This is a genomic window from Rhizobium sp. BT-226, assembly GCF_025847085.2.
Classification (GTDB): Bacteria; Pseudomonadota; Alphaproteobacteria; order Rhizobiales; family Rhizobiaceae; genus Rhizobium; species Rhizobium sophorae.
In genome coordinates, this window is the sequence record NZ_JAOYTI010000005.1 from 1 (window position 1) to 26,289 (window position 26,289).

The 26,289-nt window shown below is 59.0% G+C and carries 20 protein-coding genes and 2 pseudogenes; 9 read left to right on the forward strand and 13 right to left on the reverse strand.

Features of this window, described 5'->3' with window-relative positions:
• The 3 genes and pseudogenes from OIU37_RS27065 to OIU37_RS27075 all read left to right on the forward strand — a co-directional run.
• A pseudogene (locus OIU37_RS27065) lies at window positions 1-180 on the forward strand (alpha-glucosidase/alpha-galactosidase); the annotation flags it as partial.
• Between the two features lie 355 nt (window positions 181-535).
• Window positions 536-775: a DUF982 domain-containing protein gene (locus tag OIU37_RS27070; protein WP_018497060.1), complete on the forward strand. Its 240-nt coding sequence runs from the start codon at window positions 536-538 to the stop codon at window positions 773-775.
• Between the two features lie 63 nt (window positions 776-838).
• Window positions 839-1,045 carry a hypothetical protein gene (locus OIU37_RS27075; protein WP_264259224.1) on the forward strand — a complete coding sequence of 69 codons (207 nt, stop codon included), beginning with the start codon at window positions 839-841 and terminating at the stop codon, window positions 1,043-1,045.
• A 420-nt stretch (window positions 1,046-1,465) separates the two neighbouring features.
• On the opposite strand, the gene OIU37_RS27080 is transcribed toward OIU37_RS27075, so the two are convergent.
• Both OIU37_RS27080 and OIU37_RS27085 read right to left on the reverse strand, forming a co-directional pair.
• Window positions 1,466-1,900 (reverse strand): hypothetical protein, encoded by a 435-nt coding sequence (locus OIU37_RS27080; protein WP_180696939.1) that lies wholly within the window; start codon window positions 1,898-1,900, stop codon window positions 1,466-1,468.
• A gap of 247 nt (window positions 1,901-2,147) precedes the next feature.
• On the reverse strand, window positions 2,148-2,447 hold the full coding sequence (locus tag OIU37_RS27085; RefSeq protein WP_130747125.1) for a hypothetical protein: 300 nt from the start codon (window positions 2,445-2,447) through the stop codon (window positions 2,148-2,150).
• 257 nt (window positions 2,448-2,704) lie between these two features.
• Between OIU37_RS27085 and OIU37_RS27090 the strand changes: the two are divergent.
• A pseudogene (locus OIU37_RS27090) lies at window positions 2,705-3,615 on the forward strand (HNH endonuclease).
• Window positions 3,616-3,800: 185 nt separating this feature from the next.
• On the opposite strand, the gene OIU37_RS27095 reads toward OIU37_RS27090, so the two are convergent.
• A complete protein-coding gene (locus OIU37_RS27095) occupies window positions 3,801-5,759 on the reverse strand; it encodes a hypothetical protein (protein WP_240605294.1) in 1,959 nt (652 codons plus the stop codon).
• Between the two features lie 433 nt (window positions 5,760-6,192).
• Window positions 6,193-10,254, reverse strand: a complete 4,062-nt coding sequence (locus OIU37_RS27100; RefSeq protein WP_264259225.1) for an NACHT domain-containing NTPase — start codon at window positions 10,252-10,254, stop codon at window positions 6,193-6,195.
• Window positions 10,255-10,294: 40 nt separating this feature from the next.
• Between OIU37_RS27100 and OIU37_RS27105 the strand changes: the two genes are divergently transcribed.
• Both OIU37_RS27105 and OIU37_RS27110 read left to right on the forward strand, forming a co-directional pair.
• A complete protein-coding gene (locus OIU37_RS27105) occupies window positions 10,295-10,756 on the forward strand; it encodes a DUF2513 domain-containing protein (protein WP_264259226.1) in 462 nt (153 codons plus the stop codon).
• 157 nt (window positions 10,757-10,913) lie between these two features.
• Complete coding sequence (locus OIU37_RS27110) at window positions 10,914-11,798, forward strand: hypothetical protein (RefSeq protein WP_240605297.1); 885 nt, start codon at window positions 10,914-10,916, stop codon at window positions 11,796-11,798.
• A 344-nt stretch (window positions 11,799-12,142) separates the two neighbouring features.
• On the opposite strand, the gene OIU37_RS27115 is transcribed toward OIU37_RS27110, so the two are convergent.
• The 8 genes from OIU37_RS27115 to OIU37_RS27150 form a co-directional block, all read right to left on the reverse strand.
• Window positions 12,143-12,955 (reverse strand): ABC transporter ATP-binding protein, encoded by an 813-nt coding sequence (locus tag OIU37_RS27115; protein WP_240605298.1) that lies wholly within the window; start codon window positions 12,953-12,955, stop codon window positions 12,143-12,145.
• Window positions 12,952-13,941, reverse strand: coding sequence for an ABC transporter ATP-binding protein (locus OIU37_RS27120; protein ID WP_240605299.1), 990 nt, complete (start codon window positions 13,939-13,941; stop codon window positions 12,952-12,954). Before OIU37_RS27120 ends, OIU37_RS27115 begins: the two co-directional genes overlap by 4 nt.
• 1 nt (window position 13,942) lies before the next feature.
• Complete coding sequence (locus tag OIU37_RS27125) at window positions 13,943-14,800, reverse strand: ABC transporter permease (RefSeq protein WP_077980211.1); 858 nt, start codon at window positions 14,798-14,800, stop codon at window positions 13,943-13,945.
• A gap of 3 nt (window positions 14,801-14,803) precedes the next feature.
• A complete protein-coding gene (locus tag OIU37_RS27130; protein WP_020053050.1) occupies window positions 14,804-15,808 on the reverse strand; it encodes an ABC transporter permease in 1,005 nt (334 codons plus the stop codon).
• A 113-nt stretch (window positions 15,809-15,921) separates the two neighbouring features.
• Window positions 15,922-17,826 carry an ABC transporter substrate-binding protein gene (locus tag OIU37_RS27135; RefSeq protein ID WP_264259227.1) on the reverse strand — a complete coding sequence of 635 codons (1,905 nt, stop codon included), beginning with the start codon at window positions 17,824-17,826 and terminating at the stop codon, window positions 15,922-15,924.
• A gap of 312 nt (window positions 17,827-18,138) precedes the next feature.
• The gene (locus OIU37_RS27140; RefSeq protein WP_264259228.1) at window positions 18,139-19,647 is read right to left on the reverse strand and encodes an alpha-N-arabinofuranosidase; all 1,509 of its coding nucleotides are present in this window, start codon (window positions 19,645-19,647) and stop codon (window positions 18,139-18,141) included.
• Window positions 19,648-19,857: 210 nt separating this feature from the next.
• Window positions 19,858-20,784 (reverse strand): transcriptional regulator, encoded by a 927-nt coding sequence (locus OIU37_RS27145; protein WP_011655028.1) that lies wholly within the window; start codon window positions 20,782-20,784, stop codon window positions 19,858-19,860.
• Between the two features lie 102 nt (window positions 20,785-20,886).
• Window positions 20,887-22,176 carry a cytochrome-c peroxidase gene (locus OIU37_RS27150; RefSeq protein ID WP_264259229.1) on the reverse strand — a complete coding sequence of 430 codons (1,290 nt, stop codon included), beginning with the start codon at window positions 22,174-22,176 and terminating at the stop codon, window positions 20,887-20,889.
• A gap of 198 nt (window positions 22,177-22,374) precedes the next feature.
• Between OIU37_RS27150 and OIU37_RS27155 the strand changes: the two genes are divergently transcribed.
• Entirely contained in the window at window positions 22,375-23,919 is a 1,545-nt protein-coding gene (locus OIU37_RS27155; protein WP_264259230.1) for an acid phosphatase, read from the forward strand.
• Window positions 23,920-23,973: 54 nt separating this feature from the next.
• Here the strand turns inward: OIU37_RS27155 and OIU37_RS27160 are convergent, their stop codons facing one another.
• Window positions 23,974-24,732, reverse strand: a complete 759-nt coding sequence (locus OIU37_RS27160; RefSeq protein WP_182208239.1) for an IclR family transcriptional regulator C-terminal domain-containing protein — start codon at window positions 24,730-24,732, stop codon at window positions 23,974-23,976.
• A gap of 158 nt (window positions 24,733-24,890) precedes the next feature.
• Between OIU37_RS27160 and OIU37_RS27165 the strand changes: the two genes are divergently transcribed.
• Window positions 24,891-25,598 (forward strand): 3-oxoacid CoA-transferase subunit A, encoded by a 708-nt coding sequence (locus OIU37_RS27165; RefSeq protein ID WP_180696950.1) that lies wholly within the window; start codon window positions 24,891-24,893, stop codon window positions 25,596-25,598.
• The gene (locus OIU37_RS27170; protein WP_113547648.1) at window positions 25,595-26,284 is read left to right on the forward strand and encodes a CoA transferase subunit B; all 690 of its coding nucleotides are present in this window, start codon (window positions 25,595-25,597) and stop codon (window positions 26,282-26,284) included. Before OIU37_RS27165 ends, OIU37_RS27170 begins: the two co-directional genes overlap by 4 nt.
• Window positions 26,285-26,289 lie beyond the last annotated feature (5 nt).

Sequence of the window (26,289 nt, forward strand, 5' to 3'; positions counted from 1 at the left end):
GTTCAGGCGCTGATGACCGAGAATCGCGAGCACATCTATCACGCCGCGATGATGGACCCGCATACGGCCGCCGAACTCGACCTCGACCAGATCTGGTCGCTGGTCGACGATCTGCTCGCCACCCACGGCGACTGGCTGCCCGAATGGGCGCGCACCGCCCGCAAGGTACAGGCCGCCTGACCCCCTCTCCCGGGTGAGGCGTCAAGGAGCCCCGCGGTGGCAACAACCGCGGGGCTCTTTGCGTGGGGATGGGTCGTTTTGCGATTTGGGGACGTGACTCGCATGGCCGGATCGACATCCTTCGCCATTTTCTTGAATGCACCTTCAGAGCCGAATCGAAGGCGCTTCACCGAAGATAAGGCGAAGCTTTCGAAGCACGGCGGTAGGACGCAGCGCAACAGCGACGGCTATCGCGAGCGGTTGTGGGTTAAAACGAAAGAGCCTCATGCTGCTGCCAAAATTCCGGCCGGATCGTCCGCTTGGAACAGATCTTCCTAATATACGTTTGTGGGAAGCCTGCCCCACGGAGGACGCCATGATCAGCATTTGGGATGCGAACGTCGAATTGAAGATAGATGATCGTTTTCACGTCATCAGGAGCGCTCGAGAGGCGGTCGCATTTTTGAAGAAATCCTGGCCCGACAACAGAAGCGCGAGCTACGCGACAGCGCGGAAGGTATGCCTGGACGCGGCGAATGGCGTTGTTCCCGGTGCGGAAGCGCGAGCTGCGTTTGAGGCTGCGGCGAAGGAGGCCGGCATCCTGCGACAAACTTAGGGATTACCTTGTTCGTGCCTGCCATCCAACAGGAGGCGCTGGCGCAGTGCCATGAGGAGCGACATGACAGAGAGTGATACACTCCGCCAGGAAATCTATCGGCTTGCCGCGGCAGCCGAAGCTGACCCAGAAACAACGTCGAATTTGAAGGCGCTGGCCGTGCAGCTCTGGGCAAACTTCGACGAATTCACGGTCGAGGACCTGGAAGATATATTGAGGGACGAATGGAGAACTCGCGGACTGCCGTTCAACGACAACGCGGATATGTAGGCGCTTCTAGAATTGGAGACGTCTGTGCTACCTCAGAGGCCTCTTTGCTGCGTTCGCAATCAGGCCCCTAGCTTTTCAACCTGTTCCGGAAGCCCAAGCAGGCTAACGTCACTGACGTCACCCTCTGGTCACAAGTACGAGACACTCCTCCCGGCAAGCAGGATCCGGAAACGATTGAAGAATTCGATGCTCGACAATATTGAGGCTTAAAGCCCAACTGTCGCGCGGAACCTACACCTCTGCATTTGTCACGTCGGCTACGGAAAGCGCATTGTCGGCAATCAGTTAATGGTCGTTGGAGTGCCGGCCATGCCCCAACGGAGGCCGTGACCATGGCCTGTTCGTGCCACCCGCGACGGGGCGCCGACGGGGATCGATGCATCCCCGACCAGCACGTCAGATGGTGGCCTTTGGCCTCAATCAGGCAAACCACGCACGAAGCTGAGCGAAAAACCCGTCTGGTTTGGAACCTGACATCTTCCGCAAACGGCGAGCGACGACTGCCGCGCTGACGCGTTCACCGAAATGGCAGAAGCACACCAGATCGTGCAATTGCTCATCGCTGAGTTCGAAGAACCGTTTGGCTTCTCCATAGCTGTCATTTTCCATTCCTGCCGCCCGCAGAATGGGATCAGCGAATGCAACGGAGATCGGGGTGCCGTCATCCCTGAGAGCAAGCCGATCTGCCATCGGCTGATATTCGGTTTCGTGTAGCGTCTTCAGAAACGGTCTCGGGCTGCGTTCGAGACTTTCGGCCCAGCGTTCAAGCCTTTCGCGCCGCGTTATTTCGAGGCGCTTGCAGGTCGTGCTGACCTTGGCGATGGTTTTCAACTGATCGAGTGCGTACTGTTCCATTTCGGCCTCCTATCTCCGGAAAAATAGATGGTCCGCCTCCCAAAGATAGCGTCGCTCAGGTCGCAGCCGATGTCCAATCACGATTAGGCACGGCATCTACGTTGAGGTGGAACGGTCGCCTGTATCGGCGACACGCCGTTCGCGCAATTGCCTTCAAGGCGGCGCTGAGTTGGTGGTCTCTGGTCATTTTCAACTGGATTTGCCACCCGCCACATATCGAAACATCGCAACATGGCAGCGCGCGTTCTCAGATCCCTGAGCCGTGAAGCTCCTGGTCATCGTCGCCTTCCCAAGGGGAGGGCATCGAGGTGCGATTGGCCGAGGGCATCGGCATCCAACACTTCAATTCCGGCTCGGCATATTCGATGATGTGCCCGGGCGAGGAATCAGAGGCGCGCCAGCCTTCTGCACCAAACTGATCGCCATTCGACCAATAGGCGAGGTCAACTTCCGCCGGCCCCTGTTCGGACGGGCGAATCGTGACGAGGATCCGGCTGCCGTCTCTCGGTGCGCTTGCCATGTCGCGCCAGCGGTCTGTGTCGTCCATCGTTTTCCTCCTGCCTCGCTACAGGTTGCAAGTGTCGCCTCGCCATCGGAAACGGTCAATTGAAACTTTGCGCGAGTCGTCGTCTGTTGCCGCTCGTCTGCAAACCGAGTTGGCGAGTCGAGGGTTTTCAAACTGGTTGGTGGCCTGCGGCTTGATCATGAGTTGCACTCTTCGAAACACGGACGCCTGCAGCTCTTCCTCGCCAATTATTGCTGATCCCGTATTCCGAACCCACCTAGTCGTGCTAGGCATCGGGCATGGGATTCGGCGTTTTCATTCACCGGTCAGATTCGATCTATGACGATAGCCCGGCAGAACAATACCAATTCCCGAGCCAGTATCTCGGTCGCGTAAAAGCCTGCCTCGGGGATTGGATCATTTACTACGAGCCGCGCAGAGTCGCGGCGACCCGGGGCTATTTTGCTATCGCTAAGGTGGCCCGAGTCGTTCCGGATCCGAAGGCGTTCGGCATGTATTTGGCACTCATCGAGCCGGGCAGCTACCTCGATTTCATCAATACCGTTCCGTTCAGTGGGCCGGGCGGTGTCATTGAGCGAGGCGTGCTGAATGAGGAGGGGCGGATTTCCGGCAGAGCACAGGCCGCGGTGCGCCCCATATCCGTAGCAGATTTCAATCGCATCGTGTCGATTGGCCTGGACGAGCATGAGCCTGAACTGCCTCGGTTGGTTGAGCCGGCAGTAACGCTTGCAGCGGACGGATTTGAAGCGGAACTCAGGCGCCGTTCCTATTTGAGCACGAGCGCGACAGGGCTACACAGCTCTCGTCGCGGATCGTTCGCGATCGGCTGTTTCGCCGGCTCGTTTTGCAGGTCTATGACAAACGGTGCGCAATCACTGGGCTGAAGCTCATAAACGGTGGCGGACGTGCGGAAGTCGATGCTGCGCATATCCGCCCCGTCGAAGCAAATGGACCCGACATCCTCACCAACGGCATTTCTCTGTCTGGCACAGCACACTGGATGTTCGACCGCGGCCTGATCGGTCTCTCGGATGACCTCGATATCCTGATCTCGCGGCAAGCCAACGATCCGGAGAGCATCCAAGGCCTCATCAACACGTCTGGAAGGGCGATCGTCCCTTCAAGACCGTTTGAGCGGCCACATCCTCATTTTCTCCAGTGGCATCGCGAAAATTGCTTCAAGCACTAGGCGGGAGCGGTCCGAACTCGGTTTAGCTGCCCCTAAATATCGCAGACAATATACTGATAATCGGAGACGCTTCCGGCGCGTGAGGTGAGGCCAGTAACAAGAATGGCGAAGATGAAATCAGCGACAGTCGGTAGGCGCTGGACCTTTGAGTAATCCGATATTGTGCAGCTCATCAGGACTAAGAATTACGAACTCGCCACCGGACGCCAATACTTCGCAGTTATGCCCTGGATGTCGGCGAAGGCCGCCTCAGTCCAGAAGTCACGCGTCAAATACGTCATGTATTGAATAGGTTTGAAAGCGAAGGCAACAGAATGGGCGCGGTCGATCGCATAGAGCGCTTGGCCGAGATCAACCCAGATCACATCGATAAAATATGCAAAAGCGTCGCGCTTGCCGTCTGCTCCGATAGGAACAACATCAGTTATGAGCGTTCGGATATCGTCGAACGCCTTATTGAAGTCATCAGTGATCTTCTGATTTCTGTCGTTGATTTCGAGGGGATGAAGTCGAACGTTGAGGAACGACCTTACAAGCGAGCTTCCGAGCATGTTATCGCTTGCTGGGCCGTAGGAGAGGGGCGAGACCGCAACTTTGAAGGATCTAAGCTGGTCGAGGTCTTCCTCTTTCCCCGCCAACGGGGTGAGGCCTTTTCGAAGCGAAGAGTCATGGCGCACCAGCTGCTTGAGCATAGCCAGGAAACTTTTGGTGTAATCGGAGAAGAACGCCATCAAGTCGCCTGACCTGGCCATCGCCGTAATGGATTTGGCTTTTGTTTCAAAGAACACGACTTGATTTCCTTCTCTTGCGCCAACGTCGATTTCCAGCTTGCGCTTACCATCGGAGTATTGTGCCCCGCCAATGACGACGTCGCCCTTGGATTTGCATGCTGTTGCCAGCGTGTATTCGAAGATACTGCCGATCAGCTTCGACGATCTTTTGGAATTTAGGTTCTTTGCTATTGCCGTAAACACAATCAGACAGAACGCTTCTCGGAGAAACGGAGCAGGCATCGTCAACACAGTCTCATCCCCATGATCGAAAAACAGGAAATCACTCTGATTGCGATTTCCGCCACCGATGGGATTTCCATAAGTCGGGTTGACCATGCCATTCGCACCGAATCCCATCTTGAGCAATGTCGGGTAGCGCGAAGCGGCTCCGTGTCTTGGATGCAGGGTTGGGCGGTCGCTGAGCGATCTCGAAAGCAGCTCATCAATTTCCCGAATTGCCGATTCGACATCCCATGGCAATGACGATTGGTCCTCATCTGTGATCAAAGCAACGAACGCGTCATTCAACCCACGCAGAGCAACCGCGGGCAGTTGCGGGAGAACGAATAGCTCCCGCCAAAGGAGCGAATCCCTCAGAACCCGCTCCACTTGGGCCGCGTGAACGTCAATTTCTTCAAATTGGCTGTATCGCTGACAGTCGAGGGCCGCTGCGAAATCGACGGCTAGCTCGACAATCGATTTCCATAGCGCCGCTGGTTTGCGGGCCCTACTGCGCTTGCGGAGAAAGCGAAGTCCGAGCGAGTAGATCCATCCAACGGGGAAAGCAGGCATGCTTGTGGAGTGAATGCCCGGAATGCGATTGCCCAGTAACCACATGCCATCGTGGAGCATGTCGTTCGCTGAAACAAGAGCGCAGACTTGTTGGACGACCTCCGTGCCCCCTAGATGTCGGACCAAACCTTCCATCCGAGCGGTGACATCGGCCGTAAGCCGATCGGTAATTTCGACGCCAAAGGTGTTTATGGAGATTTTGACGCCCCGCTTCTTAAGCCTTTTGCAAGCGCTACCAACCTCCTTTGAGCGCGTGGTAAGGGCTCCAGAACGATGCTCACCTACCGAGGCAAGCAGGCACCAAGTGATTGCGCGGCGCCATTCGAGAGCATGCTCCAGATCAAGACCGCGTTTGTCGCCCATCTGGTCAACGATCATGCGGGCGACGACGGCGTGGCCGATTTCGGCATCGCCGGCAACTGCCGCAATCTGGAGCGATTGAGTCAACCGAAAGAGCTCAGCCGTAAAGAGACCGTCGTCGGCTGCTAAGATATCCGGTGGCGCTGCCGGCTCGTAGGCCTGTTGTCGAGCTGCATCGAAATGCGCTATGAACCGGGCTAGATCGTCTCGATGAAGCAAATCCGACTTCCCTGTGAATTTAGCCGCAATCAGAAGCTCCCGTAAGCCTTGGGTCCTAACCTATGGCGCGGAGAGCTTCCGACGGCTGATCGTGAACGCTACTCAAGCCGGAGGTCGTTCGGCCCCAGATAGGAGATGTCGACTTTATCCGTCTCGGCGCTTCTCGCAACGCGAGTAACACCGCATGGGGAAGGTCGCCGGAGCGGATGGGTTTGCTCGTAGGCAATTTGCCTTCGGCGAACTGGGCAGCCTCCGGCTTCCTAAGGCGCCGCAAGATTCCGGTTATGCGCTCCTCGCTGGCGTAGTGGCCGGGGACCGCGGCGGCTATCGCAGCGATACCCGCATTTAGCCATGCGGGGTCTCCCGACATCACGCGAAGCAGGTGAACGCCTACCGCGCCTTCGGAAGGTATCGCACCAATCGTTGAACTTGATCACGCGCGCGCTTTCTTGTTCCCGGTGGGTTTTGGCTTGGTCATCGTCTCCGGACGCGAAACGTCCAGAACTATGACAGATATTTTTCCTTCTAAGGTCGAGGGGAGGTCGGACCGTAGCATCGCCTCCAATTCCTCCGCGCTGGCCGGCGGTTTCTTCCGGTCGCGCCTTGCGGGCGTGCGATATTCAGTTCCGAACCAAAACACTAGATAGACGCCGTAGCCGAACGCATCCTCATCGGCAGCGTAACCGGCGAGCTGTTCTTCGGCGGCAATCCAAAGTTCGGGATTGAAGTGGCGCTTTGCCTCAATTGGCAGGTTCTTTCCTGCATGTGAGAGAAGCAGCACGTCTGCGCGGGTGTTTTCTCCGCGGCGCGCTTCGGGCAAGGAAGCTGCCACGCCGTATCGTTCCAGCCGAACTCTAAACAGTTCCAGCAGCCGGTCCCGGTCCTCGTTTTCAATTTGGGGTTTGTCGGCCGCGCCATTGTGGTCCGTATTCCAATAGCGTTTCCATGGCATTTCGCTGCCGGTCCGCAGGGTGCTCCTGTACCTTTCGATCTCTTCGAGCACGACAGCCGCAAGATCTGCTGGGCTCGCCGGCGGGCCGCCGGCGAGGGCCGCTTTCAACTGGGCAGCAGATGGCGCGACGAACAGATTGTCGCGCATGAGACGCGCGTGTTCTGCCGCTGCATGAGTGAGCAGCGACCGCCAGCTTGGATCAGATGGGACGATGAGGGACTTCAGGGTCTTGCCCGAATCAGGATCACTTGACGCGCTCAGACGATTGATCGCCGCCCTGATGATACCGCTTGGGCCATCGGGGCGGGCCCAATCCCTGTCTTCCAATGGGGAAATTCCAGCCAGGGTGGAGATCCGCAGCCGGTCGAGCCGGTCGGGCTGCGGGCAGATTTCGTGCAGCCGATTTGCAAGGCCGCCATCTGGAGCCAGCAATGCCGCATGAATTTCCTCGGGCATATGGGAGGTCTCGAACTTTTCCGGGTCGAGCGTCAGGGCAACAGATTCCCACAATTGTCTGCCGGAAATATCCAACTCTCCCGCAAGCGCACCTTCGGTAAGATCGCCCATCTCGACCTTCGTCAAAAGCTTCGCTGACGCCGTCAGGGCTTGGCGCAACGCCATGTGCGGCAGATTCGGACGCTCCTGCAGGAGCCGTTTAAACAGACCAGAGACGAAATCCCGCTCGCTCGATGAAGCCAGGTGGTGGATCGCATCAAGGTCCTTGTCTCCGGCGTCAAGCGCCGAATTCCAATAGCGAAGGATCTGCTCTGAGCCTGTCTCTGGATCGTGCGCAAGGCGCTGTACTCCCCAATTGGCGAGCGATGGCTGTTCTTCGCCGCTGAAGTAGCTTTGCCGTAGAGCTACGATCGCGATAACCGGCGGGCAGTTGCCGATCTCCTCGTCCCTTCCTGCGAGGAGCGCCTGGTGCAGGCCGGCTGCGACGACATATTCCTGGACGTAGGATCCGTTAGTCGCTTCAGCTTTACCGAGTTCACCGGCGTCGACCTTGATGTCAGTATGGATTGCGAACTGGACGAGTCCTTCGGCGATAGCGGATGTGATCCGGGCGTTGGTGAAGTGCTCGATCTTGGCAAGCGGAGGTTCTTTTTTGGAGATCACGGCGTTCCGGTAGAGTTCGGATGCCCATTTCAGCGCACCAAACTCGCTTACTCTGCCGGCAGCGATCGCGTTGAGCTTCGGTTCAAGCGATGCGATGTTGTGGGCGCGGGCCGCGTCGGTTTCGGCGAGTTCTTTTGCCTTTCGCTTTTTCTCCTTTTCCTTCCAGCTCTTGTTAGGATCTGCGCGCAGCCCCGTTATGAAGTCCGAAAAGTTTTCTTCCATTTCGAGCGCCGAGACGATGCGACCCTCCCATATGGGCCATTGGGATTCACTGCGAACCGCGTAGGCTGCAACTTCGAACAGTCGCCGGCGCCGAGCGCCAACGGGCGTCTTGCTGGCGAGATCGAGGAGGTTCTCTATAAGTGTGTCGTCGGGAACCCTGCGAGCAATCGTGATGTAGTGATTGGTCGCCACCCACGGCCCCTCGTCGGCAGGGCTGCTTTCCAGGAGGACAGTGAAAAGCTCAAGTTCGCGCTTTCCCTTGTCAACATCGATCCAAGCGCCTATCGTCTTGGCAAGCTCCTCCTCGAGCCGATCCCACTCGTAGTCGCGCGTGTTCTTGATCCACGACCAAAGCCGTTTCGCACCGATCTCTAGGTTCTCATTGATCGCGTAGGCCAGGGCCGCCTGTAGAAAGTGCCGCACTTCCAGCTTGAGACCTCGATCTTCAGTCGACTTGTGGATGATCGGCTGGTCGAAGAGATCAGGACGGGGCGCTTTCCTGAGCTTCAAAAGAAGCGAATAGAGGTTACCACTTTCCTCAATCTCGCCGTCCGCGGCCGGCGGCAGATCGTTGAACTCCGAAAGTAGGTCCGAGATCTCTTGGTGCGATAGCTCCCGCGTGGGGATGTCCGATAAGAGCACGGCTCTCAAGGAAACCTGATCATAGCTTTTGGTTGTTTGAGATAGTTCCGAGATCAACCTGCGCCTTGCCTTATCGGGATCCGAGCTTCCTTTGACCCAGGCTTCAGCCGCTCTTTGACGCTGCCAAAGGGGGCGGGACGAAGAAAGTGCGATGTCGTGCAGTTTGAGTTGCATTCCAACCAACGGGGGGCCATCGGCAAGCGCCTGAAGGACGGTCAACTGCAGATGGCTTGTGACCTCACTGTCCAGAATCGATAGGAAGTCGGGAACGAGGTCATCCCCAGCCAGACCACCAAATACCGTAGTCGTATCCCGCGAGGAGAGGAAAAACGGGTCGTCACGGTCAAGGTTGACGAGGATTGCCCTGCGCCCATTCGTGGTAAAGGCGGCTGCGTCGCCATAGGCCAGGACCGTGGCCGCATCCCGCTCGATCAGTCTCAATGCTGCCTTCTCGTCGCGCCTTTGTGAGAGATGCGCCGCAAGCCAGGCGTAGAGACCTCGCAGCTCGCTCGGTGCTTTTTGATCGTTGCCGGTGATGAGCGCAGTCGCCCGGTTCAAAGGAAAAATGACGCCTGTCGGCTGCCCGGTAACTCGCTCTGCAAGAAAGCGGCTCGCCAGAAATTCCGCGATCGTTCTGTGCGACGGCTCAAAGCTCTGGCCCTCTCCGCGAAATATTGCCGTATCCAAGGAAAACCCCGCCAACTCGGGGTCAATCGGAAGCGACTGGACAATCACAAAGTCTTTCGCACACGATCCAACGGCCAGCGCATTCGAGCGCCAAAGTGCCCGCGCGCCGGTCGTCAGCAAGTAGAATGATAATTGTCCTGCTGCATCGATAATATCATCGACTGGCGGCCGCCGATCAGTGACGCGTTGAGGATCATGCTCGTGAACAAGCGCATAAATGGCTCGGTCGAACAGCTCGAATCGGGTGCTCGGCCATACGCCGCCAGATGCGACGACCGAATGGAGGAGTTGCAAGCTCAACGGATTCTCAAGGAACGCGCCGGCTCCGCGAGCGCGTGCATCCCTAAGGAACCGCTCCGGATCAGTTTCACCGAGGCCGGATAAGACGATCTCTGCCTCGGTATCGTCCAGCGGCAAAAGTTGCGCAACCGTGACTAGCTGGTTTTTTGCGGCTCGCCGCATGGCGAGCATATCGGCTGCCGCACGCCAATCCTCCGCACGGCAGGTGAGGCGCCAACGCGCGACCCCGCTTTGAGTGATCGCATTGGCAAGTTGCAAAAGCTTGTCCTTGCCATTTTCTCCGGCGCGATATTCGTCCAGCGCGTCGAGATACGCTGTCGAGGAAGCAGCGAGCGGGATCCCGTTCATCGCTTCGCGGCACGTCAGAATCTCCCCGTCTTCTTGACTCGCCTCATATTCAAGGGCCGTGGATTTTCCAATACCTGGCTCGCCGAGTAAGACCACATAAGGCATGCCCCGCAATTCACTGAGGCGAAGTTCGACGGTTTCGCCCTCAAGCACCACAGAAACGCGTCTGTCTAAAGGTGTTTTGATCATGTATCTAAGGTAGTATTTGTTGCAGCTGTCGATCAATCGAGTCGTCTCTTTTCTCAACAACATTCGGAGGATCGTTTTGAAGCGCGATATGGACTTGGTGCGGGATCTCCTTATGCAGATCGAGGAATTCGACCAGGGCCTCGGTGGCGATGTCGAGATTGAAGCCGAGAATCATGAGCCACAAGTTATCGCCGAGCATCTCCGATTGCTTGTCGAGGCCCGGCTAATAGAAGGTGATGCCGTTCCCGATGATCAATACGCCTTCGACCATATCGTGCCGACCCGGCTAACTTGGTCCGGGCATGACTTCCTGGAAAGTGTCAGGGACGCGGAAATCTGGAGAAAAACGAAGGAGGGCGCACTGTCCGCAAAAGGCTTCACGCTCGATCTTTTGCAGGACCTCGCCAAGGGCTTTCTCAAAAACAGATTGAAGAGCGGACTGGCATCGTACTCTAAGGCTATCTCGACCACAGCTGTGATCCACCAACGCATGGGTCTCACACCCTCAAGCAAGTTTGGACGATATGGACGCACTTGACGTCATCTTGCGACGATTTGGTATCCCCCCGCGGCTCGATCCCCGACCGGACGACGCATCGGGTTTCCTGGTGCCGTTTCACATTGAGGGTCGCGAGATCTGCAGGTCAGTTAAGAAGACCCATGAATGCTGCTTCACCTTCGTTGAGGGAGTGGAGATGCAGGCGGTCGCTATACAGGACGAAATGGACATTATAGCGATGCACGCGGGGATGTTTTGGCTGCTTTGCAGACTTGCCGCAAATGCGGCCGAAAGCGGTGTATTTCCCTCATTTGAGGGACCGCTGGAAGCAAGATGGAACCCGGCCGTTGAACGATCGGTTGAAACGCCACGTACGCTTCTCGGTGAAGGCGTACCGTTTGACTGGAAGTCCGAAACAACGTCGTGGATTGCCTATCCTGAGCGACAGATATTGTTTCTGGCAATCCTGAGCGTCCTATTTCGCTTCGTGACTTATCATGAGGCAGGTCATCTTTGGTATGACCATGGGCGACGCCGCGGGGGAAGGGACCGGGCCTCCATTTTCGTTGACAAGACAGAGCCGAGGGAAGCTGGCTCTGTGGGTGCCATTGCCTCCCAGGCGAGAGAGATCATAGCAGACAGCTTTGCCCTCGAGAGAACAATCAAGGTCATTGACCGGGAGCTAACGCTCAAGGCCGAGTTCGAGATGACAAAAATCCTCAGAGCGAAATTGCTTCCCGACCAGAAAGCGATAGCGGGTTTCGTCCTGACAATGGTATTTATTTATTTTCGTGTTTCAGACCGGTCCAATTGGCATTCTGCTTCACTACACGCCCTGTCACATCCGCCGGCACCATTTCGAGCCAAGGCTATTGCGGCAGCCCTGTTCGAGCATCGGCACCTTTCGATATCAGAGGATGCTGCCGGATCTGCGATACGCAGTGCGACTGCGGGCAGCGAAGCGATCCTAAGCGTGATGCTCGGAATATATCCCAATCTCCACTGGCTCGAAAACGTCTCGACAACAGAATTCGACGATCATTTCAAGAAGATCTACGACGAAATCCCGCAATGGTGTTAGAATCGATACAGTTGGAGTTCCGGCGGGGTCGCCCCGACAAACCTCCTGCTCCTTCCTTTTTGATACCGTGCCCCGCAGTGGCACACTTATCAAGGGTTTCGTCAAATCAACTCAGGGCCTGACGGTTCGATTCCGTTCAGCTGCGCCAGACCTCAAATGACGGAGATCTGAGGTTCTGCTCTCATCAAGGCCAGCCACCTCAAACGTCAGCCAGACTGCGCAGTTGCTTACTTTGTCTGTCGCTGTCATTAGTTGGCTTGAGTGAATAACACCTTTTCGCGTCGTCCACCTCAAAGAATCACCCGGTGATAGACGCTCGCACTCGCTACATCTCCTCACACCACTCACACCGCCGCACTAAAATCCGCAGCCAGCACCGCATCCTTGAGCGCCCGCGAATACTCATGCTGCGGATCATCCAACACGGCCCGCGCCTGTCCCCGCTCGACGATTTCGCCTTTGCGCATGATGATAATGTTGTCGCTGATGTAATAGGCGGTGGCGAGGTCGTGGGTGATGTAGACGATGGAAAGACCGAGCTCGTTTTTCAGCCGGCCGAAGAGATTGACGATGGCCATGCGCAGCGATGCGTCGACCATGGAGACCGGTTCATCGGCGACCAGCAGGCGGGGTTGTGGGATCAGCGCGCGGGCGATGGCGACACGCTGAAGCTGGCCGCCCGATAGTTCGTGGGGAAACCGGCCTTTCACTTCTTCAAGGGTCAGGCCGACATGGACGAGGGCTGCATCCGCGATCTTCTCCGCCTGCTGCCGGTCCGGCCGTTTTCCCGAAAACGAAAAATTGCGGGCGGTCTCGAAGAGATAACGATCGACACGCTTCAGCGGATTAAAAGCTTCGAAGGGGTTCTGCAGAACCGGCTGGACCTCTTTCATGAAAGCCTTGCGTTCGGCTCTGCTATGGATGGCGACGGTCCTGCCGCTGAATTGAAGCTCGCCTTCCGTCGGTTCGGTCTGGCCGAGGATCATCGCCGCGATCGTCGATTTTCCCGAGCCGGATTCTCCAACGATCGAGAGGATCTCGGGCTCCGCGCCCAGTTCGAAGCTGACATCCTTGACCGCCGTGATCAGCCGCCGGCCGAGCATGCCGCCCTGGCGGTAGACTTTCGTGACATGCGAGAGGCTTAGAAGAGCGCTCAAACCTGATCTCCCGTAACGGCGAAACACGCCACGCGCCGCTGCGGCTCGACGGTGACGAGCGGCGGAACCTTCTGCGAGCAGATGTCCATGCGCTTCGGACAGCGCGGGTGGAACCGGCAACCCTCCGGCGGCATGGCGAGGTTCGGCGGACGACCCTCCAGCGAAGGGCGGGCCGTCGCATCGCCGATCCGCGGCAGGCTGCCGACGAGGTGCTGCGTATAGGGGTGGAGCGGCATATTGAAGAGCTTGGGGGTCGGCGCTTCCTCGACAAGACGCCCGGCATAGACGATGCCGATGCGGTCGGAGACCGTCGCGTGAACCCCCATGTCATGGGTGACGAACAGGAAGGACGAGCCCATCTCGCGCTGGATTTCGCGGATCATCGACAGCACGTCGCGCTGAACGATGACGTCGAGCGCGGTCGTCGGTTCGTCGGCGATGATGAATTCCGGCGTCAGGATCGTCGCCAGCGCGATGGTCATGCGCTGGCGCATGCCGCCCGACAGTTCGTGAGGATAGGCATCGAGCAGGTGCGGATCCAGCTTCAGCCGCTGCAGATGCGTGGCGACCCTTTCCAAAAAGACCGGGCCGCTGACCTTCATGTGGCGAAAGGCGAAATCGGTGAAGGAATGCCGGATCCGGCGCACCGGATTGAGCACGTTCATCGAGCCCTGCATGATGTAGGACAGATGCTTCCAGCGCAGCGCCAGCCGATCCTCCGGCTTCATCGCGTAGATATCCTGGGTGCCGCCGTCGAAATGAAATGTCACCTTTCCCGACACGACCCGCAGCGGCGGCCGGATCGCGCCGGCAATGGTCTTGATCAGGGTGGTCTTGCCGCTGCTCGATTCACCGGCGACGCCATAGACCTCGCCGCGGGCAATGGTCAGGCTGATATCGTCGACAGCTCGCACCTCGCGATCGACGCCATAGAGGAAGGCACGGTAATAGGCTTTCAGATTCTCAATTTCGACCAAGGGATCCATACTAACTTCCCATCCGGTTCAGCCGGCTGCGCGGATCATTGTATTCGTTCATCGACATGGAGAGCAGGAAGAGCGCCAGGAAGAGGACGACGATGACGGCGACGGGGGCGGCCACCCACCACCATATGCCCGATATCAGCGCCGAATGCGCATTGGCCCAATAGATCATCATGCCCATGGTCGGCGTCTCGATATCGGTGAAGCCGAGCACCGACAGGGTGATCTCCATGCCGATCGACCAGATCATGTTGTTCATCGTGGTGGCGAAGACGATCGGCAGAACATAGGGCAGGTGCTCCTCGACGAGGATCTTGCGCATGCTCATGCCGGAATAGACGCTCTGGGTGGTGAAGGATCTCGTCTTCAGGCTGATCGCCACCGAACGTATGAGGCGTGCGTCGTAGGACCAGCCGAGCGAGGCCATGATGAGGATCAGCGCCGTCCAGGTCATGCTGTCCTTCAGCACGAAATAGAACAGGATCAGCAGCGGAAATTGCGGGATGACCATGACGCTGTCGTTGATGGCCATCAGCACCCGGTCGACCGCGCCGCCGGCATAACCGGCGACAAGGCCGACGACCAGCGAGATGATGCGTGAAATGAAGGCGACGCCGATGCCGAAAAACAGGGTGTTCCTGAGGGCGGTCGTCAGCTGCCAGAAAACGTCCTGGCCGCGCGACGTGGTGCCGAGCCAATACTCGCCGTCCGGTGGCATATCGGGCGGCAGAAGATAGATGTCGGTCGCGCTGTAAGGCGAGAAATAGGACACCACTATCAATCCGACGATGACGGCAAAGAGCAGCAGGCCGCTGAGGAATTCCATATTCTGGCGCGCGAGGTCGCGGACAATCGTAAACATGCTCTATTCCACCTTGATGCGCGGATCGATCAGCGGGCTCAGAATGTCGATGATGAACACCGCGGCGGCGACGCCGACGATCGACAATGCGCTGAGGCCGAGCACCAGGCTGTAATCGCCGGCATGCACCGCTTCGATCAGCAGGTTGCCGATGCCCGGATAGCCGAAGACGATTTCGGTAATGACCGTGCCGTTGAAGATCGCGCCGAGCGACATGGCAAGCCCGGTGAACTGCGGCACCATGGCGTTGCGGGCGATATAGGAACGCAGGATCTTTCGCTTCGGAACGCCGCCGAGCTCGGCGAAGACGACGTAATCCTCGGTGATGATGTTGGAAACGAGCGCCCGCATGCCGATCAGCCAGCTGCCGGCGCCGACCAGGATCAGCGACAAGGCCGGCAGGATCGAGTGTTTCAGGATATCGAAGACGAGGGCAAAGGAGAGATCCAGATTGGCGTTCATCTCGTAGCCGCCATTGATCGGCAGCACCGGCCAGAGATAGCCGAACACAATCAGAAGCACGAATGCCAGAATGTAATAGGGAATGGGAAGCAGGGCGATGAAGACGAGGCTGACGGCCTTCAGCACCATGTCCTTGCGGTAATAGCCGGCGAGCGCGCCGATCGCATTGCCGAGCACGAAGGTTATCAGCGTCGACACCGTCATCAGCCCGATCGTCCAGGGCAGGGACCGCAGGATGATGGTGGAAACGGGTGTGGGAAAGGCCGAGAGCGAGGGGCCGAGATCACCGGTCGCAAGCCGCAGCCAGAAATTCAGATATTGCTGCCAGATCGAGCCCTCCATGCCGTAAAGCTCGCGAAGCGACTGGCGCATCAGCTCGATCGCATTGGGATCGGACTGCCCCATCTGGGTGATGGCGCCTATGCTTTCTTCGACCGGATCGATCGGGGTCAGGTGGGTGACGAAGAATGTGATGGTCACGCCAAGAAATACGACAAGCAGAAACTGACCGAACCGCTTCAGCACAAAGATCAGATAGGACGTCATAGGGCAGTGGTTCCTCTCTGGTTCCCTTCATCAAGTGGAAAGGATCGACGGACATGCCACATGCCCGTCGATTAGGGGGCCGGCGCGCAACACTCGCGCCGGCGTTGGGAGGATTATTTCGGTTGCGCCGGCTTCAGCTTGACCATCATCAGCCTGGAGTTGGCCCAATTCGGCACCGGATCGGTATAGGGATCTGATATCGTCGGATAGCCGGTCCAATAGGTCGTATCCATCGAGGTGAAGACGTTATACGACATCAGCGGGATCGTCGGCATTTCGCGGGCGACCAGCTTCAGATAATCCTTGCCGAGCTCCATGCCCTTGGGATCGTCGGCGCTGATGCCGCGGATGCTCTCGATGATCTTGTCGAGCTCCGGATTGCTCCAGCGCTGCCAGTTGCGCGGCGGCTGGTTGTCACCCTTCTTGGCCACGAACTGCGAATGCCAGCTATCGAGGAAGAACGACAGATCGGGATCGCCGCCCCAGGTTTCGACGCTCCAGGCGATCGCCACCTGGAAATCGCCGGGCTGTAGCGCCGTCTGCCAAAGTTTCGCGGCCGGCACGGCTTTGGCGTCGATGCCGAAGGCCGCCCATTGCTGCGCGATCAGCGTTCCGGCGCGGGTGAAGACCGAGCGCGTGTCGCCTTCCACCGTCATGCGGATCTTGAAGGGCTGTCCATCAGGGGTCAGCCATTTGCCGCCGGATTTCTTGAAGCCTGCCTTCTCCAGCAGTTCGCCGGCAGCCTTCGGGTCCGGTTTCCACCAGCCATAGCCGAAGGCACCGCTGATCGCTTGTGGGTCGGTCGGGATCTGGTCCTTGAACTTCGGCTGCTTGCGCAGAATATCGGCGATCTGTTGCCCGACCGTCGGGTCATAAGGCTTGATCTTGCTCTTGCCGGTATCGATCTCGAAATTCTTCAGCCAATCCTGCATCGGCGCCTGATAGTCTTTCATCGTGGCCGCCGTCGGCGGCACGCCGAGCGCCGAAAGCGTCGCCGCCCCGCGGTAGCTCGCCATATCCACGGCCTTGATGTCGATCAGCAGGGCCAGCGCCCAGCGTACATCGGCGTTGTCGAAGGGCGGATTCTGGGTGTTGAAGATCACCGCCGGAAGCGTCGGGTCCGGATGGGCGAAGGGGAAGCCCGGGAACCAGGTCTCGATCGTCTTGGATTTTTCCTTCAGCGTGAACATGCCCTCCGGCGTGTTGTCGTGAATGATATCGAGATTGTGCTCGAGCTGGGCGATCGTCCGCTTATCCGGCGGGCCGGGATCGGTATAGGTCACGTATTTCGGCGCCGGCTCGCCGAAGCGGGCAAGCGAGGTCCGCTGCCAGTCGTCACGCTTCTCCCAGGTATACCACTTGCCCTGGGGATCGAAGGACTTGAGCTTGTAGGCGCCGAGCGAAACGGGATTGGCGAAATCATAACGAAGCGGATCTTCGACTTTCTCGAAGACATGCTTGGGCATGATCCAGGCGCCGTTCCAGCGAACGGTGAAGATAGCGTGGAAGCGCGAATTGGGCTTCCTCAGCTTGAACACGACCGTCGAGGGGTCGGTCGCCTCGACGCTTGCCACCTGCACCGAGAAGGCAGCACTCCAGATCATGCCGGGGTGATCCATCTGCGTCTTCACGGTATAGACCACGTCGTCTGCCGTGAACTCGACGCCGTCGCTCCAGAAGAGCCCCTTGCGCAGTTTCACGGTCATCTCGGTGAAGTCGGCATTATATTGCGGCTTGTCGGCGGCGAGCGAATTGTCCCAGCTCGCGCCGCCAAGCCCTTGTTCGGGGTCGATATACCAGAGCGTATCCATGGTCAGCTGCTGCAGGCCGGTCGATACGCCGCCGCCGCCATTGACCCAGATGTTGAACCAGCCGGGATTTTTAATCGTCCCTTCCGGATTTTCGACGATGAGCGTCTCCTTGCGCGGCAAGGAGGTGTATTCTTGGGCACCGGCCACTGCGGTCAGGCCGAACGTGGCCAGCACGAAGCCGAATGCAAACCTCTTCCACTGTTGCATGAACTCCTCCCTTGAAGCGATCATGCCACGGCCGTAAAGGCACGCATGGGCACGTCGCGGTTGTCGGTTCGCAGAAGCCTCAGGACTTGAACAGTCAGGTCCAGGACCTCGGTGAACCATCCCTCCGGCTCCCTGCCTCCTCGCAGCGAGCCGAATATCCCAGAGCATGATGCCGAAAAGTGTCAGCGGTTTTCGGACGACATCATGCTCTAACTCTTTAATTTAGAACAGGATTCAGATTTTAGGCCGCCTCGGCCTAAAATCATCCTGTTCTAGCCGGGGGCGCCCCAATGGGCTACCCGGCGGTGGCAGTCACACCGACAGCCGGATGACGTTGTAAGAGAACGGTTTCAACGCCGCCCGCAGCCGTCCATCCTCGATCTTTCCACTCTCGACATTGACGGGGGCGACCGTCTTCGGCCGCGCTGCCGTGTTGACGGCCTCCAGGTCGCCGTGGGTCATCTCCACCTGCTCGACCACCCGGGCATTTCCGAAGCCTTCCAGCCGCACATCGAGATCGAGCGCCGTGCTCGGATGGCGGTTGACGGCAAAGAAGGTCAGCGTCTTGCCGTCCTCGGAATAGACTGCCGACACGTCGAGATAGGGAACGTCATTTTCCTCGTCGCTGTCATAGGTCGGGCCATCGACGACCAGCTGCAGCGCCGTTCCACGGCCATATCTGGAGGCGTAATAAAACGGGTAATAGATGGTCTGGCGCCAGGCGGCACCCCCGTCCTCGGTCATGATCGGGGCAATGACGTTGACGAGTTGAGCGATGCAGGCGATGCGCACGCGGTCGGAGCGGCGGATGAAGGTGTTCAAGATGCCGCCGACCTGGAGCACGTCCTCGAAGTTATAGATGTCTTCCAGGAGATGCGGCGCATCCGGCCATTCGTCGCGCGCCAGGATCTCCTTGTCCTGCTGGTTGGAATGATACCAGACATTCCATTCGTCGAAGGAAATGCCGATCGTCTTCTTCGAGCGCTTTTTCGCCTTGATGTAGTCGATCACGCCGCCGATCGTGGTGATGTAGCGGTCGAGCTTCGTCGCGCGGGCGAGATAGTTGAGCGTATTTTTCTCGCGGTTGGCAAAATACATATGCAGCGAGATATGGTCGGCGCTGTCATAGCACTGCTCGAGGACCTGCGCTTCCCATTCGGGATAGGTCTTCATGTCGGAATTGGACGAGCCGCAGACCACGAGCTCGAGCGACTTGTCGAAGCCGCGCATGGCCTTCGCCGTCTCATCCGCCAGCCGGCCATATTCATAGGCCGACTTGTGGCCGACCTGCCAGGGACCATCCATCTCGTTGCCGAGGCACCACAATTTGACATCGTGCGGATTGGACCAGCCGTGCTTGCGGCGCAGATCCGACCAGTAGGTGCCGCCAGGATGATTGCAATATTCGAGGAAATTGCGGGCCGCATCCAGGCCGCGTGATCCGAGATTGACGGCAAGCATCGGCTTGGTATTCGCCTTCTTGCACCAGTCGACGAATTCATTCACGCCGATCTGGTTGGCTTCGCGGGTGCGCCAGGCAAGGTCGAGGCGTACCGGGCGTTCCTCACGGGGGCCGACGCCGTCTTCCCAATTATAGGCCGAAACGAAATTGCCGCCCGGATAACGGCAGTAGGGCGTGTCGAGCTCACGCACCAGATCGAGGACATCCCGCCGGAATCCGTCCTCGTCGGCCGTCGGGTGTCCGGGCTCATAAATGCCCCCGTAGATCGCCCTGCCGAGATGCTCGAGAAATGAACTGTAAAGCCTGGAATCGATGGTCGCGATGCGGAAATCGCGGTGAACCACAACGTTCGTCTTCAACGGATCCTCCCGTTTATATATCAGGTATTTTGTTTTCTTACCTCTAACTTGATATCAGGAATGTCGTTCTGTCAACCAAGTTGCGATTTTAATCATACTAATATGAATATTGGGGAAAATTGTTTAATTTCAGTTGTTTGGGCGATTTTATCGGCGACCAAAACTGGAAAGAATCAAGATATTTAAATCAAGATTTCCGATTTATATTTTTCAGACGTGCAGCCGCATGATGATATCACGCCCGTGATTTCCGAAGCCGCGGCCGAAAATATTCACGCCGCCGGTATGGCCGGCATTCTCGGCGATGCCGACCCGAAGCCGGATGGAGGAGTGCTGGGCAAGGGCGAGATCGCTGAGCGTGACATTCGAGGCGGCGATACCGTCGATAAAGGTTCCGCGCGTGGAAATCCGCCAGGTTTTCATCATCCCATATTGCGAGCCCTCGAGCTTCCACCATGCCGGCGTGAAGGCGCCGCGCTTGTCGCCGTAGTCGCCGGGCGACGTCCAGGTGCCGATCGCCATTCCATTGACCCAGAGGGTTATATCGGACGGCCAGTCCGGATTGGTGCCCGGCACTTCCGACGACAGCTCCAGCGAAAATTCGATGGCGCGGATATCCTTGTTCAACACCTTGGCATTGTTGGGAAATTTATATTCCACATATCCCCTGCCGAACCAGACGAGCCCGGCCTGCATGCGCTGCGGATCGAGAAAATAGTCGGGAACATCGAGCGGGCCGATGACGCTCTCGGTGGAGCAAAGACCGCACGGCGCATGGACGTCGCAACTGGTGTACAACCCCACAGGCATCTCGACTTCGATGATATTGTTGGCCCTTTGGGCGGCACTTTCCTCAAAGCTGATCAGAATTTCGCTGTAGATCGCCGAGCAGATCTTCTGGTTTCCCTTGCGGGCCTTCGTCAGCTGGGAATCAACAAGCCGGGCGTCTTCCAAAATCTGGATCCCGGTGGCGACGGTCGATTGAGGCAGCGAAAGAGCACGCGCGATATCGTTGATATTCATCGGCCCTTTAGCGCAAAGCAGCTTGAGCATCTCCAGCCGCGCCGGCGCCGAAAGCGCGCGTATCGCATCATTATTCTCGCCGGCGGCAATCGTCAAAAACGAACGTTCCATCATTCCCCCAGTATTTCCGATGAAATGATGTATATCGGAAATTATGATACATCAAGTGGGAATGCTTCGACGGTTTGATTGTTATTGTTGAGAAAGACGTCATTCCTAATGCCCGGTCGCCTCAGGCTGCAGATCGGCATCGGTCAGGGTTCCGAGGAAAGCGACGATGTCGTCGATCTCGGGGTCGGTGAGGGCAGGCGCGTCGCCCGGTTTCCTGCCGAAGGGCGGATCCTGGTTGAGATTGTTCCAATAGGCTTGCGGCAGGTCGTCATATTTGCGGACGGTGCCGTCTGAATTTTTGGGATACCAGCGGCCGGGATCGCTGTCGCGCGTCGCATAGAAGGAGACGACGTCGCGCAGCGAGTGGAAATAGCCGTTGTGGAAGAAGCTCTGCTTCAACGCGACATTGCGCAGCGTCGGGGTGCGGAACAGGCCGCAATAGTCGCTGCGTCCGGCAAAGTCGGTGCGCTGAGGGCCGCAAAGGCCGAGATCGTGGTAGTTCGGGTCGCTGTTGGCCGGGATCGCCATGTTGCGGGGTGCGGCAAGCCCGAGGAAGCCGAAATCGGAAAATTGCGGCGGCTCGCCGTCATTGGCGGGCTCGCTTAAGTGACAGCTCGAACAGTTGCCCTTGGCGGGATCCTCGAACAGTTGCCGCCCGCGCAACTCCTGCGCCGTCAGTGTCGCCTTGCCGGCGAGAAAGGCATCGTAGCGACTGGAATAGGGATAGAAATCCGGGCCGCTCTGTTCGAAGGTGGCGAGCGCTTCGGCGGCGGCTGCGAAGGCATCCTCGGGATCGTCGAAAACGGTCTGACCGAAGGCCGCCTTGATGTCGTCGGCATAGGCGGCCTTGCGCAGCTTCGCCACCACCTCGGCCGCATCCCTGTTGCCCATCTCGAAAGGCGAGAGCAGCGGGATTTTTGCCTGATCGGCGCCGTGATCGACCCGGCCGTCCCAGGTCAGGCCGCCCGTCGGGCCATTGTCGACACTTTCGTCGCCCTCGTCCTCGGAATCGTAATAGTGCTCGGTGAAAGCAGGCACGGCCTGCAGGTAACGCAGCGTCGGAACGGCGCGCAGCCCCGGCTGGTCCATATGTTCGCCGCCCATTTCGACCGGCACGGCCGATGCCGGGCCGAAGGCGTGTGCCGGATTATGGCAGGAAGCGCAGGCCTGGAGCCCCGAGGCTGACAGCGAGGTATCGAAGAATATCTTGCGGCCGAGCGCGGTCAGCTTTTCGGCCCGGGCGAAAGCCTCAGTGCGCGACATCGGTCCGGGATGCAGGCCGGCGGCGGTCGCCGCGCTGCTTTGCCGCAGGGGAAAAATGGCAAGACCAAGCGCCATGGCACCCATGCCGACGGCCAGGCCGGACCGCACAAGCCAGATGATCTTCGTCGTCATGATAAGGATTCCAATAAGTTGGCGCTGGTTTCCTCCATGATCGAACCTCCTTGCAACAAATTGATGACGGCGATCCTCCTGCGGCATCACGGCAACCCCTGGTGTCACAAAGTTGATAGAAGGCCGGAATAGCGTCGAGGTGCCCCGAGCGTTCTCCGCTCCCTCTAGCCAACGCCCCTTAGCCATGAGGTACTCTCCGTGAAAAGACTGAAACTCCTCCATTCGATCTGTCTCGCCGGATCGGCCATCGTGCCGTTTGCGATGGCGACGGCAGCCCATGCGGCGCCGGCCGGTTACGACAAGATCGACAATGTCGTCATCATCTATGCCGAAAACCGCAGCTTCGATAATCTCTACGGCAGCTTTCCCGGCACCGACGGGCTCTCCAACGTCACTGCCGATCGCGCCCGCCAGCTCGACCGCGACGGCCAGCCGCTCTCCGAGCTGCCGCCGGCCTGGGGCGGCCTCACCGCCAAGGGTGTCTCGCCTGCCGTCACCGAGGCGCAGTCGGCCCATCTTGCCAATGCCTCCTTCGCGATCGACGATCCGCAGGGCTTCGCCCAGGCTCCTTCTGTCATCACCCGCGATCTCTGGCATCGCTTCTACCAGGAGCAGATGCAGATCGACGGCGGCAGGAACGACAAGTTCGTCGCCTGGGCCGATTCCGGCAGCCTGGTCATGGGCCATTACGACGGCTCCATCCTGCCGATGTGGCAGGTCGCCAAGAAATACGTCATTGCCGACAATTTCTTCCAGGGCGCCTTCGGCGGTTCCTTCCTCAACCACTTCGCGCTGGTCTGCGCCTGCGCGCCCTATTATCCGGATGCCGACAAGAGCCCGGCCAAGCCCACCATCGCCAAGGTCGATGCGGACGGCACATCCCTGACCGTGGCGGAGAACGCGCCGAAGTCGGCGCTGGAGGGCGCACCGAAATTTGTCTCCGACGGCACGCTGACGCCTGACTTCTACGCCGTCAACACCATGCAGCCGCCCTACCAGCCGAGCGCCAATCCGCCGGCCAAGGACGGCGATGCGGCCTATGCCGATCCGGCGGCGGCAACGACGCTGCCGCCACAGCACGAAATCACCATCGGCGACCTCCTGTCGCTGAAGGGTGTCAGCTGGGCCTGGTATAGCGGCGCCTGGCAGGCAGTCCTGGACGGCAAGAATGCCACCCCGGTGCCGAACTTCCAGTTCCATCACCAGCCGTTCAACTATTTCGCCAATTTCGCGCCCGGCACGCCGGCGCGCGCCGAGCATCTGAAAGACGGCGGCCTTGGCGGCGAAGCCTTCCTCAGGGATATCGACGATGGCAAGCTGCCGGCGGTTTCCTTCTACAAGCCGCAGGGCAACCTCAACGAACATGGCGGTTATGCCGATGTCTCGAGCGGCGACCAGCATCTTGCCGATGTCGTCTCCCATCTCGAAAAGAGCCCGCAATGGGGCCATATGCTCGTCATCGTCACCTATGACGAGAATGGCGGTTTCTGGGATCACGTCGCGCCGCCGAAGGCCGATCGCTGGGGCCCGGGCAACCGCATTCCAGCTTTCATCATCTCGCCCTTCGCCAAGGGCGGCATGGTCGATCATACCCAGTACGACACGACCTCGATCATCCGCTTCATCACCGCGCGCTACGATCTGCCGGTGCTGCCCGGCATCCTCGCCCGCGACAAGGCGTTGCGCAACAACGACCGGCCGCCGATGGGTGATCTCACAGCCGCGCTCGACCTGACGCATTGACCGATTACGAGCGGCCCCGGTGCTGGCTGGGGCCGCTCGGAACGAAGTCTATTGTCAGCGGCGCAGCAGCGGCCGCAATGCGGCCTGTGTTTCCTTCAGCAGCGGCAGATAACGTTCCTTCATCTCCGCGGCCGGGACGAGGGCGGCCGGCGCGCCGATATTGATCGCCGCGACCGTTTCGCCGCGGTCGTTGTCGATAGGCACGGCGATGGAGCAGAGGCCGATTTCCAGCTCCTGATCGATAATGGCGTAACCCTCAGTGCGGACCCGACGGAATTCGGCGATGAGATCATCGGGGTCGGTCCTGGTATTCGCAGTGTTTTGCTTCAGCTCGCTACGGGCAAGGATGGCGCGTGCCTCGCTCTCGGCAAGGGCCGCAAGCAGCACGCGCCCCATCGAGGCGCAGTAGGCGGGCAGGCGGCTGCCGGGGGTGAGGTTGATCGACATGACTCGGCGCTGCGAGGCGCGGGCGATATAGACGATGTCGGTGCCGTCGAGCACCGAAGCCGAGGCGCTCTGGCCGGCCTTTTCCGAGAGATGATCGAGATGCGGCTGCAGCAGCGCCGGCAGCGGCGTCGCCGCGAGATAGGCATGGCCAAGCCGCAGGATCTTCGGTGTCAGCGTGAAGAACTTGCCGTCATAATCGGCATAACCGAGCTCGGCGAGCGTCAGCAGCGAGCGCCGCACGGTGGCGCGGTCGAGCTCGGTCAGCTTCGAGGCCCCGGCGATCGAAAGCCGCTGCCGCGTTTCGCCGAAGGCTTCGATGACCTTCAGGCCGCGGGCAAAGCCGCTGACGAAATCCGTTTCGCGCATGGGTTCGGTCTCCAATAGTTTCATCCCATTCTGTGCGGTATACGAACAAATGTCAAATATCGCACAAAATACATTGCCGCCCGAGATGCCGCGCTTTATGTCTGCGCCAGAGGACGGGATGGAGTTCCCGGCCGCATTTAGCCAAGGAGAGATCCCGCATGGACAAGACAGTCGGGAGCACGGCGGAAGCCGTCTCTGAGATCGGTGATGGCGCGACCGTCATGATCGGTGGTTTTGGTGGCTCGGGCGCGCCGATCGAGCTCATCCATGCCTTAATTGACAAGGGCTCCAAAAACCTCACCGTGATCAACAACAATGCCGGCAACGGGCGCATCGGCATCGCCGCGATGATCGATGCCGGCATGGTGCGGAAGATGATCTGCTCTTTCCCGCGGTCGTCGGATCCGCGCGCCTTCACGGATAGATATCTGGCCGGCGAAATCGAGCTCGAGCTGGTGCCGCAGGGAACGCTTGCCGAGCGCATCCGCGCCGGCGGGGCCGGCATCCCGGCCTTTTATACACCAACGGCCTACGGCACCGAACTTGCCAACGGCAAGGTTATCGCCGAATTCGATGGCCGCCATTACGTGCAGGAGCGCTGGCTGAAGGCCGACTTCGCGATCGTCAAGGCTGCGATCGGCGACATCCAGGGCAACCTCACCTACAACAAGGCCGGTCGCAACTTCAATCCGCTGATGTGCATGGCGGCGGTAAAGACGATCGTCCAGGTCTCATCCATCGTGCCGGCCGGCGGCATCGATCCTGAGCAGGTGGTGACACCAGGCATCTTCGTCGACCGCGTCGTCGCCGTCCCCCGTCCCCAGCAGGAAGAAGAGCTCATTCGAGCCGGAGTGGCCTACGTATGACCATCGATACTCGCGAAGACATCAAGCTCTCCAATGCGCAGATCGCCTGGCGCGCCGCGCAGGACATCGCCGACGGCGCCTATGTGAACCTCGGCATCGGCTTTCCCGAAATGGTCGCCCGCTATCAGCCACCCGGCCGGCAGGCGATCTTCCACACGGAAAACGGCATCCTGAATTTCGGCGAGCCGCCGGCGGCCGGCGAGGAGGACTGGGACCTGATCAACGCCGGCAAGAAAGCGGTGACGCTGAAGCCGGGTGCTGCCTTCTTCCATCACGCCGACAGCTTCGCCATGGTGCGCGGCGGCCATCTCGACGTCGCGATCCTCGGCGCCTATCAGGTCGCCCAGAATGGCGACCTTGCCAACTGGCGGGTGGGCAGCAAAGGCGTGCCGGCCGTCGGCGGCGCCATGGACCTTGTCCACGGCGCCAAGCAGGTCTGCGTCATCACCGAGCATGTCACCAAAACAGGCGAGCCGAAGCTGGTGGAAAAATGCACCTTCCCGCTGACCGGCGTCGCCTGCATCACCCGTGTCTATACCAGCCATGCCGTCATCGACATCGTCAAGGGACGCTTCGTCCTGCGCGAGAAGCTGGCTGCGATGTCGCAAGAGGAATTGCAGGCGATGACCGGTGCTCCGCTGCACGTCGAGGGGCCGGTTGGCGACCTCGTCGTCCCGCAACTCTGAGGAAA